Below are 16198 nucleotides of genomic sequence, written 5' to 3'. Positions count from 1 at the left end.
TGGACTGGGTGCCGTGATCTGGGAGGTCGTTGCGGGCGCGTGGTGTGCCGCTGGACCGAGTGCGATGGTTCGGCAGGGTTTGCGTGACCTAGTGAGCGCGACGAGACGGTGACTGCCGGTCCGTGGGTCGGGTGATCCAGGTGGCGTTGTTCAGCGCCGAGTACCCGTGTGCGCGAACTCCTACGGGATCTGATCACGCCGAGCGCTAAGCAGTGGCAGGATCTCCGTCGTGCCCGAAGACTCTCCCGCCCAGAAGCGACTTACCCGGCTCTTGCGAGAGTACGAGACCAAGCCCATAGATGACGCGTATTTGGATCTGTACTCTGAATTTGATCAAGGGCTGGCGAGAGCATTTGCAAGTATTCACGCAGAGCTTGACAAAGAGTTCGATTTTATGAACTACAAGTCGCGAAACGGGGCCGAGGGGCATTTCAACGCCGACAACAGTCGCAACTTGCTCGCCCTTAAGGATGAGATTCGGAAACTAACTTTGGCGCTTGAGCAGTCTGGGCAGACACTTGTCCTCGCAAATGAGTACCAACGAGTACTCCGAGACTCAGAGGAGTGGCTGACACAGTGGGGCGGGAGCCCAATCCCTGCCGGTTTCACTCCAATAACGATCGATCAGTACGAGGCTGTGATCGGGCTAGGAGAACAGGCTGTGGTCGTTGCAGCGGCACCGAGTGCGCGCCTAACGCTGGTGGGAGAAGGCGCATTCGCGCACGTCCACAGATACATTGACCCCACCTACGGTTTCCCGGTGGCACGGAAGAAACTCAGGCGGAACTCTGCCGAAGAAGAGCGTTCGAGATTCCTCCGCGAGTACGAAATCATGAAGGGCCTGAGGTTTCCATACATAGTTGAAGTATACTCATTTGATGAGTCCAACTACTCGTACACGATGGAATACTGTGAGTACACCTTAGAACAGTACATCAAGCGCAGAAACAATCAACCCGCATTCGACTTCGGCGCGAGAAAGAGACTGACCTTGCAGTTTCTTTACGGACTGAACTACCTGCACTACAAACATATATTTCATCGAGACCTAAGCCTCAAGAACATCCTACTTAAAGCGTATGATGACGAAGCTGCGGTTGTCAAGCTCTCAGATTTCGGCCTCGCAAAAGAAGTGGATTCAGGGTTCACTAAGACCGGAGATGAGGTGCGAGGTACATATATCGACCCGGCCCTGGGAGGCGACTTCAAAGATTTCACAGCTGTGAACGACATCTGGGTGGTAGGGGTCGTTCTTTCGTACATCTTCAAGGGGGTGCATAACCTCCTACCTGGAACAGATCCTGTCGGCAAGATCGTTCAGAAGTGTTCGCAGTCCGAACCTTCAAGACGGTATCAGTCGGTCCGGGAGGTCATCGATGCCGTGGAGGGTTTGAATGCATAGCTGTCTGCAAGTTGGCGATCGCCTCGAGGATGCGTGCGTCACCCCACGCGGCGCCCTCAAGACCGCGTTTGTGTGAGCCGGGTGACCGCCGGAGCCGCCCGAACGTCCAGCGCTGCGCCGACCTCGCGGTATCGGGCCACAAGTGAGGGACCAGCACCTCAAACGAAGTCCGAACGCGTCCCGAACCGTGATAGAGATGAGACGATGTCCATGTGCCGAAGTTGCCACTCACTGAAATGACCGTCCAATACCTCGTTGGCCTTTGCGCCGCGCGATGGAATCCTGCGGCGATTGACATCGTTGTTGGGGATATGGTAAACGATCCCGCAGCCGGCAAGGAGCGTGATGTGGATGTCACAGTAACCGTTACTGACCCTGTCAGTGGGAACCACGCTTTCAAGGCCTACGAAGTAAAGCACGAGGGGCAGCCAATCGATGTTACCACAGTCGAACAACTCTGCATGAAATTCGCCGACATGGATTCGATCACGGATCGGGCTATCGTATCGACTTCCGGATTCACGAACGGTGCCGAAAGGAAGGCGGAAGCACACGGTGTCACCCTATATCGACTTGAGCCATGGACGAAGGACCTCAGTGAGCAGTTCCCGATCCTGACGATGAAGGGCACGCCGCAAGAATGCTTACCGTCGAGTCAGTTCCTTCTTCGCTGGATAGGCTGGAATATCACGATCGTCACTCAACAGCAAGTGTCGTATGACTGGTCCACGGCGTTATTCGACAACCAGGGGCAGGGCAACAGTCGGGTCGCTTCCGTTGAAGAGTATTTTAGGGATCTACTTCTGCGGTCAAGTCAGATATTGTTCCAGCTCGAACCCGCTCAGACCGTCCTGCGAACCTTCCCAATCCCCTTCCACGAACCTTCAAATTCGGCAGAAGCATGTGGTCCCGGATGGCCGCACACTCACACGATCGACGTCCGCGCGGACGGGGTGTATATGCGCTCGAATTCCTCGCTCGTCCTCATCGAAACTATCACGATAAACGGAAATCTCCAGTGGCACCGCGGTGCACCGACCGAGTACTACGCGGTGTCCAACATCGCCACAGGTGAGGCGCTAGCTGGAACCCTCGTGACGTTGGGCGAGCGAGAGGGGACGATGCAAGTTCTGGTACTCTCACCCGATCGCAGGACTATAGACATCCGCCTGATCGAACTCCCTGAGAAGTGTCGGAATAGTATTCGCCGATTAAAGATCGATCCAGTCGGAGAGTCGACGGAGTAGCGGTCCTTGTAGGCATGCCTCGCACCGCTTACCCGCGGAAGGTTACATGAAAGAGCTCTCCGGTGTTTCAGTGGCCACCATTGCCGTGAGTGTCGTCCGCCGTGGCATCCGGTCGATGCGGCGCCGACCGGAAACCGGGGCCACGTGAACAGCAGTCGGAAGCACAGCTGGACTTGCAGGGATTGCGGGATCCATGTACTCGTCGCGAGGCGCCGCACTCACACATCCGCGCCCCCCACGTGATGCGGTGATATCAGCCCTGACAGCTCTGCCCATGCTCTGCCCATCTTCAGAGGCAGAATACCCAAGCATCTCAAACGGCTCAGCGGGCGCCCACCTGCCCGGTCGAACCTGCCGACGACACCATAACGTTGCCCTTGAAGGCCCACTACGGCGGCCCACGCGACTCTCCGGGCCTGTGCCCGGAAACGCAGGCTCAGTGGAGACAGATCCCAGGCGCCTCTTGCCGCCGGCCAAGTTTGTCAGCGGCCACCTTGGCGAGCCGATCCGCGTCGGTGCCCCCCGGAGCACTTGTGGTCGCTGTCGTCGCCGGCGTATTTCACGCCTGCGCGATATCGCGAAGGTTCACTACCGTGTTCCTGCCTGACCCGTCGGTGAGCACCATCAGCATAAACCCGTCGTCCTGCCGTTCTGTGAGTACCACAGAGACCGGCGTGCGTTTCCATTTCGACGAGGGAACCACGGCGCAGTAGGGAATACATGGGTTGATCGTCCACACGCCACGGCCTAGCGCCGTTTCCGTGCTCCACACCGACCAATCGATGTCAACCACCTCATTGTTTGCGTCCGCGCAGGTGATGACGATCTCAGCCGGTCGGATCGACTTGTGCCCGCAGTCGTACGCATACGCAGGCGTCATGGGCGGCGGATCCGCCTGTGCCACAGAGGGAGTGAGCGATACACAGATTCCACTTGCGGCGACCGCAGTGATCCACTTCTTCACGCTGGATCATGATACGTGGTGCGGGCGCGGTTCGGTGCGCGTCGGCCGAAACCACCGATACCACTACCACCCCACCAAACATCGGGACGGGTCCGCTGCGCGAGTACGTGACATGTCCAAACTGTCTATCGGTGCCGCTGTCCCTACTTGTGCCCCGTGGGGACGACTCGCCGGTGTCAGTTGGGTCTGTGGTCGGGGTGCCGCCGTCGCGCCGGGTGTCGGCGGGGCGGATCGGCGTACGATGCGTTTCCGGCAGGCGTCTGTCGCGTAGTTCTGGCGTGGGCGGAGCGGGGCTCCGCAGCCGCAGGGGCATCGTGGTTGTTCTGGTTCGTGGCGGTCGAGGTGGAACGCGAGTACCGTTCGCCAGTCGCGGCGCGCCGCTGCGAGCGGCAGGTCGCACCATGGGTGGTCGATCGCGGCCCGGTTCAGGTGGTCGAGTGCCACGTCGACGGCGAGCATGATCAGCGCTTGCACGTGTCGGTCGCGGGGAGTCGCATCCTTCCGGCGCCAGCGCGCGACGGTCCGTTCCGCGACGTCGAATCGTGCAGCGATGTCGACGTTCGATAGCGTGGCGATGCACGGCCACACCAGAGCCGCCAGGATGTCGAGCGGGGTTCCGTAGTCGTTGACGACGTCGTCGAGCGCGGTGACGGTTCCGGCCTGGACGTCGTCGATCTTGTTGGCTTCTTTCCCGATGTGGTGCAGGTTGCCGCTCGTGAGGTGGACTTGCCGTCGTCCGAGGAGCCCGGTGGTGTCGTGTCTGCATGGGTTTCCCTCTGGGCCTGCGGATTTCGCTTCAGGGTGGCGCATGTATCGGTGCAGGACGTCGCGGTAGGAGGTGACGACGACGAGGTCTGCCGGTTGGCCGCCGAGGGTGTGATCCCAGTCCTCGGTGGTGATTCTGTAGGTCGGGCCGTGGGGGTCGTGGAGGTTGCGCCACATCAACCCGGCCCACAGCGTGGCGTCGGCGCTGTACGGGGCGATGAGGGTGAACTTCTCGGGGTCGGCACCGGGTGGGTGTCCGAGCGGTGCGGCGTGCGCGACGAGCAGGAAGTTGTACGGCTTGATCTGCTGAGCGTATGGCCGTGTCTCGTTCCACGTTGCGAGCGGCTGCAGCATGGTCGGTGAGGAGATGGTGATCCGTCCGAGCGCTGGTCGGTCGAGCCAGTCCGGCTCGACCCGGTCGGCGCCGATCACGGTCGCGACGATGAAGGTCCACAGGTGGCGTATCCAGTCTCGGTCGTCGGATTCGGGGTCGGTGGGGTTGAGCAGGTGCCCGAGCCCGTGCTCGGAGTTCTTGTCGATCACGGGTCATGCCGTGCCGGGCCACGTGTCGGCGTCGACGTCCTCGCCGATCAGATCGATGACCCGATCCGGCACCGCGTGTCCGGAATCGTCGAGGTGGTAGAGGGCGTACCGCTTGGCGGAGATCGCGACGCAGTATCCGTCGTATTCGCGTTTGAGGATGTCGCGAACCGCCACAGGGTCGTAGGGGTTGAGGGTGTCGAATCGACGACGGATGGCTTCGACCTGATGCGGGGTGAGGGCGCGGACCGCGGGGCGGCCGTCGTCGGTAAGGTGCGGTCCGCCGGCACACGGGACCAGTGAACCGGTCTCGTCGGCGACGATCGCCATGCTGTCGGTGTCGCAGAACGCCCAGGTTCCGCCGAGGTCGGTGACGCATCGTTCGAGCAAGGCGAGCATCAGCCGGGCAGCCCCGGTGATGCAGGCAGCGATCGGTGGAAAGCAGTACTCACCCGGCAGCTCGGGGGCAGATGTCGTCGTCTCCCACGGTGACTCGAAGGCCCCGTACACGGTCACGGTCATCGGCTTCGACTGTTCGTGGCGGTTCATCTCCCCGAAGATTCCGTAACTTCCGGCGTTCGCGAGGACCTTGAGGAACGGGGCGAGCGAGCACTCCTGGCACGGACAGTTGTCCGGGTGGCCTTGGCCAGCGGTCTTGACGCGTTGGCGTTCCTCGACGACGGTGCGGAAGAAGTCATCCGTCGCGGGATCGACAGGGACCTCGCCACGCAGCCGCACCTCGGTGAGGCCGTGCAAGAGGTTGCGGGAGGAGGTGAACCGCACCGCTCGCAGGACGCGCGGTGGCTTGCCGGTGAGCAATGTCGAGGCGAGGATATCAGGCAGCGTATACCAGAGTGGATGGTCGCTGGTCAGGTGGTTGACACCGATGTTCCATCCTGGGGTGTCACCGTAGGCGGCGCGGACGGGAAGCACGTCACCGTCGGGGACGATCTGCGCGATACCGACGAGCTGAGGCCACAGGTCGGGGCGGAAGCAGCCGTCCAGCGTCACCGAATCCAGCAGCGCTCGAAAGTCGTCGGTGGCGTCCTCGGTGACGGTGTCCTCGTGGGTGAGCAGCCCCCACAGGTTCATCAGGACGTCGACGGTGGGGTACATGCTGGTGAAGTCGCAGACGACCACCGGTACCGGGGTGTTGCGGATGTGGGCTTCGGCCCGCCCGCCGTAGTACGCCGACATCGCGTACCCGAGAGCCTGATTGGTGACGTTTGGGTGGCGTTCGAGGATCGGGGTGATGCCCATCGCCCGTAGGTAGGCCTTGGCGATGGAGGCCGGCGAGAACGCTTTGCTGACCGGCAAAGCGATCGGGTGCCGTGCGTACTCCGCGCTGGTATTCTCGAACAACTCTGTGGTGGCACGTACGTCGTCGCGGCAGTATCGGATGTACTCGGGTGTGATGAGGCCGTGCTCGGAGGTCGCGGTCTTGCCGTGCTCGACACGGAAGGTCTCGCATGCGGTGGCCAGGCTGTGACTGTTTCCGGTCAACGCGAAAGCCACGGTCCGGAGGTCGACGAAATCGCCTGTACTGATCTTCTTTTCGGGATCGATTTGGGAGAAGCCGATGAGGGCGCGTTTCGAGTCGATCGACTTGACCCGCAGTCTCGGGAACCAGCCAGCGGGGTGTCCATCGGCGTCGACCCACGGCGCGAGGGAGAATCCGCCGGCGAACACGTGCGCCTTCCCGGTGCCGCGGGCGTCGCTGACGTTGCCGGCGAGGCGGGAGAGGTCGAACGGTGCGTTGAACATCACCACCGTGGCAGGTCCCCACGCCCGTCCGCGCCGCGGCTCGTACGCCAGCCGCAGCCAGTCGCGGACGAACACCGACAGCGGCATCAAGTTCAGTCGCCAATCAACCGATCCGCCAGTGTATTTCATGTCGACGTCGGCGGACTGCTGCGCGGCGTAGGAGCGCAGGACGGCGTGTCCGTCGGGGTGCCGTTCGGGCAGGTCGTCGGCGTAGAACAGGCCCTCGGCGACGGTGACCACGCGCCCGTCGCCGTCGATGTGGCAGTAGCGGAAGCATCCGAAGTTGAGGGCTTGCGCTTCGTCGGTGGTGGTCTCGGTGTCGATCACGAGGACGTGTTGAATCGGTTCGCTGCGCTGCGCCCTGCGGGTGGCGCGGGGTGCGTCGGTCCAGGCCCGCACCGCGACAGGCAGGAGGTCGCGGTCGCCATCGTTCATCGCACTGCCCTCGGTTCTTCCGCATGATGGGCTATCACGGCGTGGTGCAGGTCTAGCAATTTGGAGCCCGCATCCGCGAGTCCCTGCCCGAGTTCGGTTCTGGACCCGGCGCCGGTCGCCGGCCGCCTGTGGGGGTCGGCGAGGTCGAGGAGACCGAGCGTGGCGTTGTGACTCCACTCGGCTATCTCGCCGACGGTGGCGCACATCTGCGTGTATCGATCGGGGTCGGCGACGAACTCCTCCCAGGCGTCCAGGTACCGCTCGGGGTCGGCGACGATGTCGACGAGCACCACGCGGAGCGGGTCGACGCCGGCGACCGGCTCGGTCGCCGTGAGGAAGCTGGTCGCCAGGTCGTGCAGGCGCTCGGCGGCTGATCCGCCGGCGGGGATCACCGGTCCCGCAACAGGATCGGCGTTGCGTGGGTCCGGCGACCACCGACCTTGCCGGTCGGGTGGCCCCACCGCATCCAGCAGGGACGAGAACCCCCGCGCCGTCAGGATGCAGTCGTCAGCGAGCTGCGCCGGGTCGCCTCCGGTGCGCTGGCACATCAGCGCGAGGAAGCGGAACATCCCATGCACGAGGGCACGCAGCGTATCGACCTCGTTGTCGACTCCATCGTGGCGGAGTCCGACGCCGTCGGCGTACTGCCACGGTGTCAGGTAACCGCGATGGCAGTCCCGGCAGACAGGAACCGTGAGCGTCGGATCATTGACGCGTCCCGCGAGGTGATGGGCCTCGATACGACCGATCCGCCCGCACGCGGCGCACACTCCCCGGCTCACCGGATGTCGTCATAGATCGACTCGAACTCGAGCTCCCCGATGTTGCCGTAATAGTCCAGTGCGACGGTCCGTGTCTCCAACTCACGACCACCGACCCGGACGCCGACGAACCGGTTCAGCCGTGTCGTGTCACCGGTCCGCAGATACCGCCCGACGGCGTTCCAATGACTCCCGACAAGCGACAACTCGGCCTCGGTCAGCTCCCTCACGGGAATGGACTCGACCGACCGCGTCGTCACGGCACGGATCATCTCGTCACTCACCGTCAGCACCGCCGTCGCGCGAGGACGAATCCCGACGCTCGACCGAGCGGTGTGAGCGCCGGGTGTCAGCCGCGCGAGTCGCCGCGTAGCGGTCGACCTCGTCGGGATCGTAGAGTCTGCCGAGCGGTGTGTGCTGGCATGCGAGCGCCCCGGATTCGGAGAGTTGCCGCACCCGTTCCGGGGAGAGCCCGAGCCGGCGTGCGACCTGACCTTTGGTCAATAGTGTGATGTCCATGCACCGATATTCCCAGGCAGGATCCCGTCGGTCACCCCTCAGTGAGCACCAAATCGATGTAATCTCTATAAGTGACCTTCGACCGGCCCGGCACCATCGACGACCTGCTCACCGACGGGCGCACCGCAGGCCATCACCCCACCGCGCGGCTGGTCCGGGACTGGACCGAACGGGGACTGCTCGACTCACCCACCCTGCAACCCGCCGGCAAGGGCCACGGCTCCCGCCCCGCGCTCTACACCGCCAATCAACGCCTGCTGTTCGTGACACTCCTCGACAAACGCACCCAGACCACGCGCATCCCCGCGCTCGCGCGTGTCGTCGTCTGCATCTGGCTGTATTGGGGCGACGACTACGTCCCGACCCGGCAAGCCCGCAAAGCGTTCCTCACCTGGCTCGGCGACCCCGGCGACCGCGGACCGCGCGTCAACAAGAAGTACGCACGCGACTGCGCCCGCGCAGTGCTCGGCCAGCTCGACCACCCCGGCGCGGGCAAGGCGGCCCGCGCACACCTCCTCGACCTGCTGGCCGAGACCAGCTACACGGGTCGCTTCGACCCTCACCGTGTGGAGGAGGCGATCCGCGCCGTCTTCGAACCCGACCACGCGCCGCGGTACCTCGGCGCGCCCGGAGCGCCGCTGACCGTCGAGTCGGTACTGAGGCTGATCACCGCACGTTCCGTCGCCGTCGACTGGCTGATCGACAACAGGGACGACATCCTCGCCGGCCATCACGACCAACGCTTCATCGATGCGCGGCAACAACATCTGCTGAGCTTCGCCGAATACATTGCACTGCAACCCGAATTCGCCCGCACGGCGACACCGTCGAGCGACGGGATGTACCTCCAACCGAATACCCAACTGATGGTCGACCGTTGCTGCACCGACGTCCTCACCATCCTCGGGCTCCACCTCGACCAGCGACCAGAAGAGACACATCGATGACCGCGACCCTCGACACCCCCGTCGGCGACATCTACACCCGCACCCCGACCGACCCGCGGGTGCTCGTCGTCGACGGCTACGGCATCCGAATCAGCGTCCACCGCGGGCATCTCACCATCAGCGACGGCATCGGCTCCCACCGCCGGGAACGCCGCATCCCCCGCATCGAACGGACACTGCAACGGATCGTCGTCCTCTCCGGCTCGGGCTACATCACCCTGGACGCGTTCGCCTGGTGCGCCGACGTCGGCATCACCCTGCTGCACCTCGACCGCAACGGTGACCTCATCACCTCCTCGTCCCCGCCCGCCGACCACAACGCGCGCCTCCGCCGCGCGCAGGCCTTCGCCGGGATCGGCGGACCCAACGAACACGTCGGGCTCGCGCTCGTCAAACACATCCTCGGTCTCAAACTCGACGGACAAGCCCAGATCGCCGACCACGAACTCGCCGACCCGCAAGCAGCGCAGCAGATCCGCGCCCTCATCGAGGCCGTCGACGCAGCCGACACGATCGCCGAGGCCCGCGGCTACGAAGGGAACGCCGGCAGAATCTACTGGAACGCCTGGACCGGTACCGTCGCGCTCCCGTACCTCCGCGCGGACCTACCACGCATCCCCGACCACTGGCAGCGCTTCAACGGCCGCAGCTCGAAAGTCGGCAAGTCCGGCCGGGCCCGTTTCGCCAGCGACCCGATCAACGCGATGCTCAACTACTCGTACCGGCTCGCCGAAGTCGAGTGCCGGCTCGCCTGCCACACCATCGGGCTGGATCCGGCGCTTGGATTCCTCCACTTCGACGAACCCGCCCGGGACTCCCTCGCCGTCGACCTCCTCGAAATCCTCCGTCCCCACGTCGACCGGCACGTCCTGACAATGATCAACACACCGTGCAACAAGCGACGCTGGCCCTCACTGCTGCACGAGAGCCGAGACGGCCAGTGCCGGCTGGTTCCGCCACTGACACACGAACTCGCCGAACACCTGCCGCACTACGCGAAGCAGATCACGCCGCACACCCAGTACATCGCCAACGCGATCGCCAACACCGCACGGGCCGAAACCCGGACGACACCACGGCTGGTACGGAACAAGACGATCATGCACCCCGCCACGACGACGCCGATCCAGCAGGCCCGACTAAGACTCGATGGACTGGTCACCGTCGCCGACATCGTTACCGATGAGATGTGGCAGCGCCTTCGCCCTCTCATCCCACCGAACCCCAAAAGCGGCAGCGGAGGACGCGCATGGGCCGACGACCGAACCGTCCTCGCCGGAATCCTCTGCGTCACACACCACGGCACCGCCTGGGCGCAGATCCCCAAAACCCTCGGCGTCTCCCGCTGGACCTGCAAAGCACGACTCGACCGCTGGACCGCTGACGGAACCTGGAACCAACTGAATGGGGCACTCGACCACGACGGTGACTGACGGGACGCGCGGTTATCCGGTGCGAGCATCGGTAAGAGCGCCGAAGTAACGCACGTACAGCTGAGCGACCTTAGAAAGATCCACTATGGTGCGGCGAGCGCACGCAGCTCGTCAAACGTCAGCCATGGCGATTTGTTGTGGACGATCCGGTGACAGTTGGCACACAGCAGCACGAGGTCAGTCAGCTCGGTCTGCCGCTCGTCGGCAGCGTGTAGCGGCAACGTGTGATGGACCTCGATGTACCCCTGGCCGCGGCCGCCGTAGACCGCCTCGAAGTCGAATCCGCACGCTTGGCAATGGACGCGGTCGTGGACCTTAAGAAACTCCGCGATCTTGCGGCGACGCAGCTTCTTGTCCCGTTCGCGGACAAAGTGCCGACGTTGAAGGAGACGGCCCTCCCGGGCACCGTCATCCTCGTCCTCGCTAGGTACCGCCGACTGCTCGATCACGGTGTCGTCTGCGATCGACCGGCGCATAGCCTCGGCGATCGCGTGCATACCCGTCGGATCGTCAAGGAACTCGTGCAGCACGACCTCGTCGATCCCGCCACTCTTCGTAGTCTTCCCGGGGTAGTCGGGGTGATGCATGGCAATGTCAACCGTCTTACGAGCTACACCATTGGTGTTGCGGAACTTGTCTCCGCGGACCTCGACGGGATGGAACGGGAGCCGCTGCAAGAGTCCGGACAGTTTGACGACACGAGGATCGTCGGCGCTCATGTAGTTCCAGCCGTTCTGAGCGACCAGATCGCAGGCGAGAATGACCTCATCTCGAACCCAGTCCGGTGACCGAGTTGGTGGCACCCGGAATCCGAGCTGGCGCAGCTTACGAGCGACGCTCGCTTCGCCACCGCTGAACTCTGCGGAACCGAGCGGGTTGAGCCCGGGGATGTAGCCGTATGCCACCCCCGCGATAGCCTTCGAATCGTAGAGCTTGCCGTCGTAGTGGATGAGGTACCCGGGCGCGGGTCCATACCCATACTTGGACAGGAAAGCGTCCGCGCCCAGCTCGTCATATTCGGCGATCGCTGCGTTTACGGACTCCGCGGTCAGCTCTCCCAATCCCATACACATGAGACTAGCGAGACCCTACGACATGTCACTCGACTACGCCGGCACGCTGAGCCGTCGAGGGAGCGGGCATCGTCGCCAGGGCCGCGGCGCATCGCAACTCGTAGTTTCGTCCTGCCGTCCTGGGGCGGAACGCCCGTCGTACCCCGACATCCGCGTGGGTTGTAGTGGTGCCATTCGATAGCCCGGGGATGATGCCAAGGTCCCGCCGTCGTCGGGACGGTGCCCGGGCTCTTGGATGCCGTCGCGGAACGCGGCTCGAGGCAGGTGCACCACCCATCGTCCAGTCACAGACTCCCAACTCCACCTCGGCATCGTAATGCGGGAGACGAGGATCGTGAGCTTCGAACGTCAGGTTGACGACGAGGTGCCTGCCCCGGCGTCCGGGGTCGAGGCGTAGTGCTCCGCGCCCAACGACCGCTCACCGGAGGTCGTACGCATACGCAGCGATACACTGCGCCACAGGACATCTCAGATGGTAAATGGGTCGCCATTCGGACGAGGCGGGCGATACGCTCTTGCGATGAAGGATCACGGAAACCACGGGATCCTGCTTCAAGACTTCGAGGCAGGAGTGCCACCCATCATGCGTCACATCGCCGACTTCTCGGATGCAGAATACGAGCGCTACATGGGCGCGTACATAGAGCTGACCCGCTTTGCCGAGGACCCCATGTGGCTGTTCGTGAACGACGAGTGCCTCGACCTACTCGACTTCATAATCGGCATCGCCCAATACGGGATGAAGAAGAAGCATATCCCTCGCACGACAGAGCGGGGCACGTCGATTCGGATTGCGGCGGCCACGAAGACCATGAATGCGGCTAACTCGTGCTTCGTGTATCGCGACCAGAGGATAGCTCAGGCCGAGCGGATATCCGAAGCACGCAGCGACGACAAGGCTACTGAGCAGACGGTAAAGAATCTACTGAACGAATTCTACGACCAATGCGAGGCGTACCGTTGGATGATCGAGGCGCGAAATGCCTTGGTGCACATCGACTTGATGGCTATCAAGATGTCGGTGAGTCTCGCAGTGGGCCGAGAGCCCGTGATTGTGCTCGACCTCGATAACGAGGTCGTCTCGCAGGTTCGCAACCTCAACCCGAAGAAACCCAACGAGAAGATTGCCGGGTACCTCGAACAGCTCAAAGGGATGCCCCAAGACCTCTCTGTGTTCAAGCTCTTGGACAGCATCAAAGATGAGATGCCTAAGTTCAATGAGAAGGTTCTCAATGCCCTGTACCCCGATGAGGTCATGCGCCCGTATGGCGAAATCGTGTGCGAGTTGGTCGAGCGGTTTGAGGGCAAACGCGGCGCGTACTGCTTCAGAACTGGACCGTTCTCTGAACGAGGACCAGCCCCGTACTCGGAGATGAACCCGCAGGTCCTTGCGTACGCGCAGTACCTCGTGCATGGCCCCGAAGAAGAAGCCCCATCGCACCCGTGAGGGGACTGCGAGCCCGTCGATGCGTAGTTTGGTCAGTCGCGCACATTCGAGCACGCACGGACGAACTGGGCACCGGATGGGGAGCTGGTGCACCTAATGGGTATGGACGAGTTTGCAGAGGACCTCGATGGTTCAGCCCCGCCGATCGGGTCGAGGATCACATGGCACGGGAGCGCGCGTGGTGGCGACTGCTTTCGCGATACAGGGGCGATCGCGCCCAAACCGTCTCGCCTCTCTGGGCTGTGCCAAGTTCTGCGGACGTGACGGTCCAGGAAGCAGGGGAGCGGCTAAGCCTGGACTGGGCAGAGCTGATCCACCACAATGTACTACAAGAACATCTACCGCCCCGCGCTGTTGAGGGGGAGCCTGGCGCTCGATGCGGACGGTCTGCGACCGATCCCAGCGCTCACCACGGCCCATACGCTTCGTCACACCTATGCGAGCTTCTGTGTGAGCGCGGGCCTGCACCCGAAGCAAATCGCCGACTACATGGGCCACAGCTCCACCGTGGTGACAACGGAGGTCTATGCCCACCTATTCGATGACGACCACGCAGACACTATGGCTGCGCTCGGGTCGGTGTCGACCCCGCGCCGAAGGAACGTCACCCCGCTGCGGGACTGGGGGCGACACGCCGGAATTGTCCTGTGACGGACGCGTTTAACACCTGCGTAGCAACCTGATCGATCAACGACACTATCACTTCCTTCAGGTCAGACCACTCTGGTAGCCTGGGATATTCGTCCTCTCCATGTGCGATCCGATTCCGAATGTTGAGGAGTTGGGAATCGATCAGGTCTTGGTATCGATCGAACCCGGAAGTGTCGCACCCGATCGACATAAGCAGGTCGCATAATACAGCATAACTCAAGTTCGACTCAGTGATAATTGCATCTCGTTCGGTAGGGATTCTTGCTCGCTTATCAGCCTCTTCTCTGATCATCCTCACGGCCTCTGAGAAGACTATGGGCCGGCGGGAATTGCTAAGTGCAGCGAACTTCCCTTTTAGAGTGTATCCGACGATTTCGGCCTTAAATTCATCCAGAGGCAAGGCTTGTGCCGCAAGATAGCAAAGATACCAGTGGCAGATGTTTTTGATAGCACCCTCCCAATGCGCGTAAAGTAGGGGGATGCTGGCGCGTAGTGCAGCACGGCTTGCTGGCGTGCGACCGTTCCCGATAAGTCCGTCGAGTACGGAAAGCTCTTTCTTCCTCCAGGATACATCATCGGAGATGAGCTGCTCTAACTTCTCTAACGTTCGTACTTTCATGCCGTTTTGGAGAAGTAGGAAACTGCTGCAGGGATTGTCTTGGAAACGCGTGACGAACCACGAATGCCGCCGCCTGATCCCTTTCGGAAGTCCTCAAGTGACCAAAGGTCTTCGACTCGCTTCCTTAGCTCTACCTCGGTGGCCTCCTGCCACACTTCGATATTACGGGCGATTCCGATCGTAATTGATTCGAATGCCGAAACCGAAAATCCCCCAACGAAGCGACCCTTCCTCTCGTCGTACTTCCGAAATGCGTCGTCGCTTAGTGCATTATCTATTAGTGAAAAGACCGAACCGAAGATCTGTTTGTCTGTCTCAGGGTCAAAGGCATCTGACTCGATTAGCGAGAATATCGTTGACGTGATGTGCTCGTCGAAACTATCGATTGACTTCAGGTCGTCAGTACCGGAGTGGAGAAGCGAAAGAAAGCGGCAAACGAGCTCTGCGTCGTATGCTTCCGCGATCAAGCGATCCGTAATACTTAAGGTATCCGAGAATGATGGGCTTGTGCGCAAGTCCTCGATCCATTTGAACATCGCAGGATCGCGCATTAGGATCTGCGCTGCGCGGACCTCCTGGCTTGTCGCTGGAGCGCCACCAGCGTTCAAACGGTCGAATAGTTCGTATTTGGATCGATTGTCACTCTCTGGAAGGAGTAGTTTGATGTCGATCTTCGACCTTTTGAATGCTATGCGCTGTCCGGGTGTGAGACTGTCCGCTGCGTTCTCCCAGTCGTCGCTGAAAGTCACTCCGTCAAGACCAGGAAGGTAGTCCGTGCTGACGAGTAATTTGGGCGCAATGAGGTCTTCTTCGGAGTCGGGGTCTTCGTTGCGCAGTTCACCCATGAATTCAAGTATCGTGCTGATTCTCTGTAGTCCGTCGATGAGTTCCCAGACGCCATCTTCTCGCTGGAGGACAAATATTGATGGCACTGGTATGCCAAGAAGGATACTCTCGACTAGGCGGGACTTCTGAAGGATTGACCACCGGAAGAGTCGTTGAAACTCGGGGCGTATTATGAGCTCTTCAGATCGGTAAAGGTTCACAAGTTCGCCGATTGACATCGAATATGCGTCGGTCTTGATCGATTGTCGGGCACTCTCGATTTGTTCCTGCAGGTCCATCCTCGCCCCTCCGGCTGTCACTCGCTACGTATGTGACTCTACTGTTGTTGCCCACTCGAGCGTGGACCGTCTCGAGAGGACAGGTTTGTCAGTGGCAGCTCACGCGGTGTCGTCGTTGAGACCTTTGCCTGGCGAGCGTTCGTCTGGCCCTCCTACCTGTGGGAACAGATGGTCGGAACCGATCGCCGAGACGGTTCGTCTAATTGATGCGGATTCACGACCCATGAGCCGGCGATCGAACACCACAAGTCCCTCGCCGCCGCCGAGGCACGCCCCCGTCGAAGCTACCCATAACGCCCCTCGTCGCCCCAGCACGCCATCAGGGCCCCAAACGGGCACTACTTTATCCACACGCCGGCAAGTCCACCGGTATCACCGCGACCGTCCCACCGCACCGCACCGCACCGCACCGCCAAGAGGCAACGCTGTCATCCCACGTCACGGCACCCCGCCCAGCGGCATACCAGGCACCCGCAACGAGGCCCAGACGTTGCGCTACCCAGCCCG

15 protein-coding genes are annotated in these 16198 nt (G+C 62.0%); 6 read left to right on the top strand and 9 right to left on the bottom strand.

Features of this window, described 5'->3' with window-relative positions:
• Positions 1–229: 229 nt before the first annotated feature.
• Together ABD908_RS22830 and ABD908_RS22825 are read left to right on the top strand one after the other, a co-directional pair.
• Positions 230–1402 carry a protein kinase family protein gene (locus ABD908_RS22830; RefSeq protein ID WP_345000344.1) on the top strand — a complete coding sequence of 391 codons (1173 nt, stop codon included), beginning with the start codon at positions 230–232 and terminating at the stop codon, positions 1400–1402.
• A gap of 236 nt (positions 1403–1638) precedes the next feature.
• Positions 1639–2649: a hypothetical protein gene (locus ABD908_RS22825; protein ID WP_345000342.1), complete on the top strand. Its 1011-nt coding sequence runs from the start codon at positions 1639–1641 to the stop codon at positions 2647–2649.
• 559 nt (positions 2650–3208) lie between these two features.
• On the opposite strand, the gene ABD908_RS22820 is transcribed toward ABD908_RS22825, so the two are convergent.
• From ABD908_RS22820 to ABD908_RS27720, 6 genes are all read right to left on the bottom strand, one after another.
• Complete coding sequence (locus tag ABD908_RS22820; protein ID WP_345000340.1) at positions 3209–3613, bottom strand: hypothetical protein; 405 nt, start codon at positions 3611–3613, stop codon at positions 3209–3211.
• 63 nt (positions 3614–3676) lie between these two features.
• The gene (locus ABD908_RS22815; protein WP_345000338.1) at positions 3677–4921 is read right to left on the bottom strand and encodes a hypothetical protein; all 1245 of its coding nucleotides are present in this window, start codon (positions 4919–4921) and stop codon (positions 3677–3679) included.
• Between the two features lie 3 nt (positions 4922–4924).
• Positions 4925–7117 carry a DNA polymerase gene (locus ABD908_RS22810; protein WP_345000336.1) on the bottom strand — a complete coding sequence of 731 codons (2193 nt, stop codon included), beginning with the start codon at positions 7115–7117 and terminating at the stop codon, positions 4925–4927.
• Positions 7114–7899, bottom strand: coding sequence for a hypothetical protein (locus ABD908_RS22805; protein WP_345000334.1), 786 nt, complete (start codon positions 7897–7899; stop codon positions 7114–7116). Before ABD908_RS22805 ends, ABD908_RS22810 begins: the two co-directional genes overlap by 4 nt.
• The gene (locus ABD908_RS22800; protein WP_345000332.1) at positions 7896–8162 is read right to left on the bottom strand and encodes a hypothetical protein; all 267 of its coding nucleotides are present in this window, start codon (positions 8160–8162) and stop codon (positions 7896–7898) included. The genes ABD908_RS22805 and ABD908_RS22800 overlap by 4 nt, the downstream gene beginning before the upstream one ends.
• Positions 8155–8397 carry a MerR family transcriptional regulator gene (locus tag ABD908_RS27720; protein WP_385922909.1) on the bottom strand — a complete coding sequence of 81 codons (243 nt, stop codon included), beginning with the start codon at positions 8395–8397 and terminating at the stop codon, positions 8155–8157. The genes ABD908_RS22800 and ABD908_RS27720 overlap by 8 nt, the downstream gene beginning before the upstream one ends.
• 71 nt (positions 8398–8468) lie before the next feature.
• Between ABD908_RS27720 and ABD908_RS22795 the strand changes: the two genes are divergently transcribed.
• Complete coding sequence (locus ABD908_RS22795) at positions 8469–9344, top strand: hypothetical protein (protein ID WP_345000330.1); 876 nt, start codon at positions 8469–8471, stop codon at positions 9342–9344.
• Positions 9341–10777 carry a CRISPR-associated endonuclease Cas1 gene (cas1, locus tag ABD908_RS22790; RefSeq protein WP_345000328.1) on the top strand — a complete coding sequence of 479 codons (1437 nt, stop codon included), beginning with the start codon at positions 9341–9343 and terminating at the stop codon, positions 10775–10777. Before ABD908_RS22795 ends, cas1 begins: the two co-directional genes overlap by 4 nt.
• A gap of 83 nt (positions 10778–10860) precedes the next feature.
• On the opposite strand, the gene ABD908_RS22785 is transcribed toward cas1, so the two are convergent.
• Positions 10861–11844, bottom strand: coding sequence for an HNH endonuclease (locus ABD908_RS22785; RefSeq protein ID WP_345000326.1), 984 nt, complete (start codon positions 11842–11844; stop codon positions 10861–10863).
• A 526-nt stretch (positions 11845–12370) separates the two neighbouring features.
• Here ABD908_RS22785 and ABD908_RS22780 point away from each other — a divergent pair.
• A complete protein-coding gene (locus ABD908_RS22780; RefSeq protein ID WP_345000324.1) occupies positions 12371–13297 on the top strand; it encodes a hypothetical protein in 927 nt (308 codons plus the stop codon).
• 321 nt (positions 13298–13618) lie between these two features.
• Complete coding sequence (locus ABD908_RS22775; RefSeq protein ID WP_345000322.1) at positions 13619–13948, top strand: tyrosine-type recombinase/integrase; 330 nt, start codon at positions 13619–13621, stop codon at positions 13946–13948.
• On the opposite strand, the gene ABD908_RS27715 is transcribed toward ABD908_RS22775, so the two are convergent.
• Complete coding sequence (locus ABD908_RS27715) at positions 13902–14567, bottom strand: MAE_28990/MAE_18760 family HEPN-like nuclease (protein WP_385922905.1); 666 nt, start codon at positions 14565–14567, stop codon at positions 13902–13904. The two genes, ABD908_RS22775 and ABD908_RS27715, sit on opposite strands and share 47 nt — an antisense overlap.
• Positions 14564–15691, bottom strand: a complete 1128-nt coding sequence (locus ABD908_RS22770; protein WP_345000320.1) for a GmrSD restriction endonuclease domain-containing protein — start codon at positions 15689–15691, stop codon at positions 14564–14566. The genes ABD908_RS27715 and ABD908_RS22770 overlap by 4 nt, the downstream gene beginning before the upstream one ends.
• Between the last annotated feature and the right edge of the window lie 507 nt (positions 15692–16198).

Source organism: Tsukamurella soli, from assembly GCF_039541155.1.
Taxonomy (GTDB): Bacteria; Actinomycetota; Actinomycetes; order Mycobacteriales; family Mycobacteriaceae; genus Tsukamurella; species Tsukamurella soli.
Note: the sequence above shows the minus strand (reverse complement) of the source record. Positions and strands in the feature narration are given on the sequence as shown.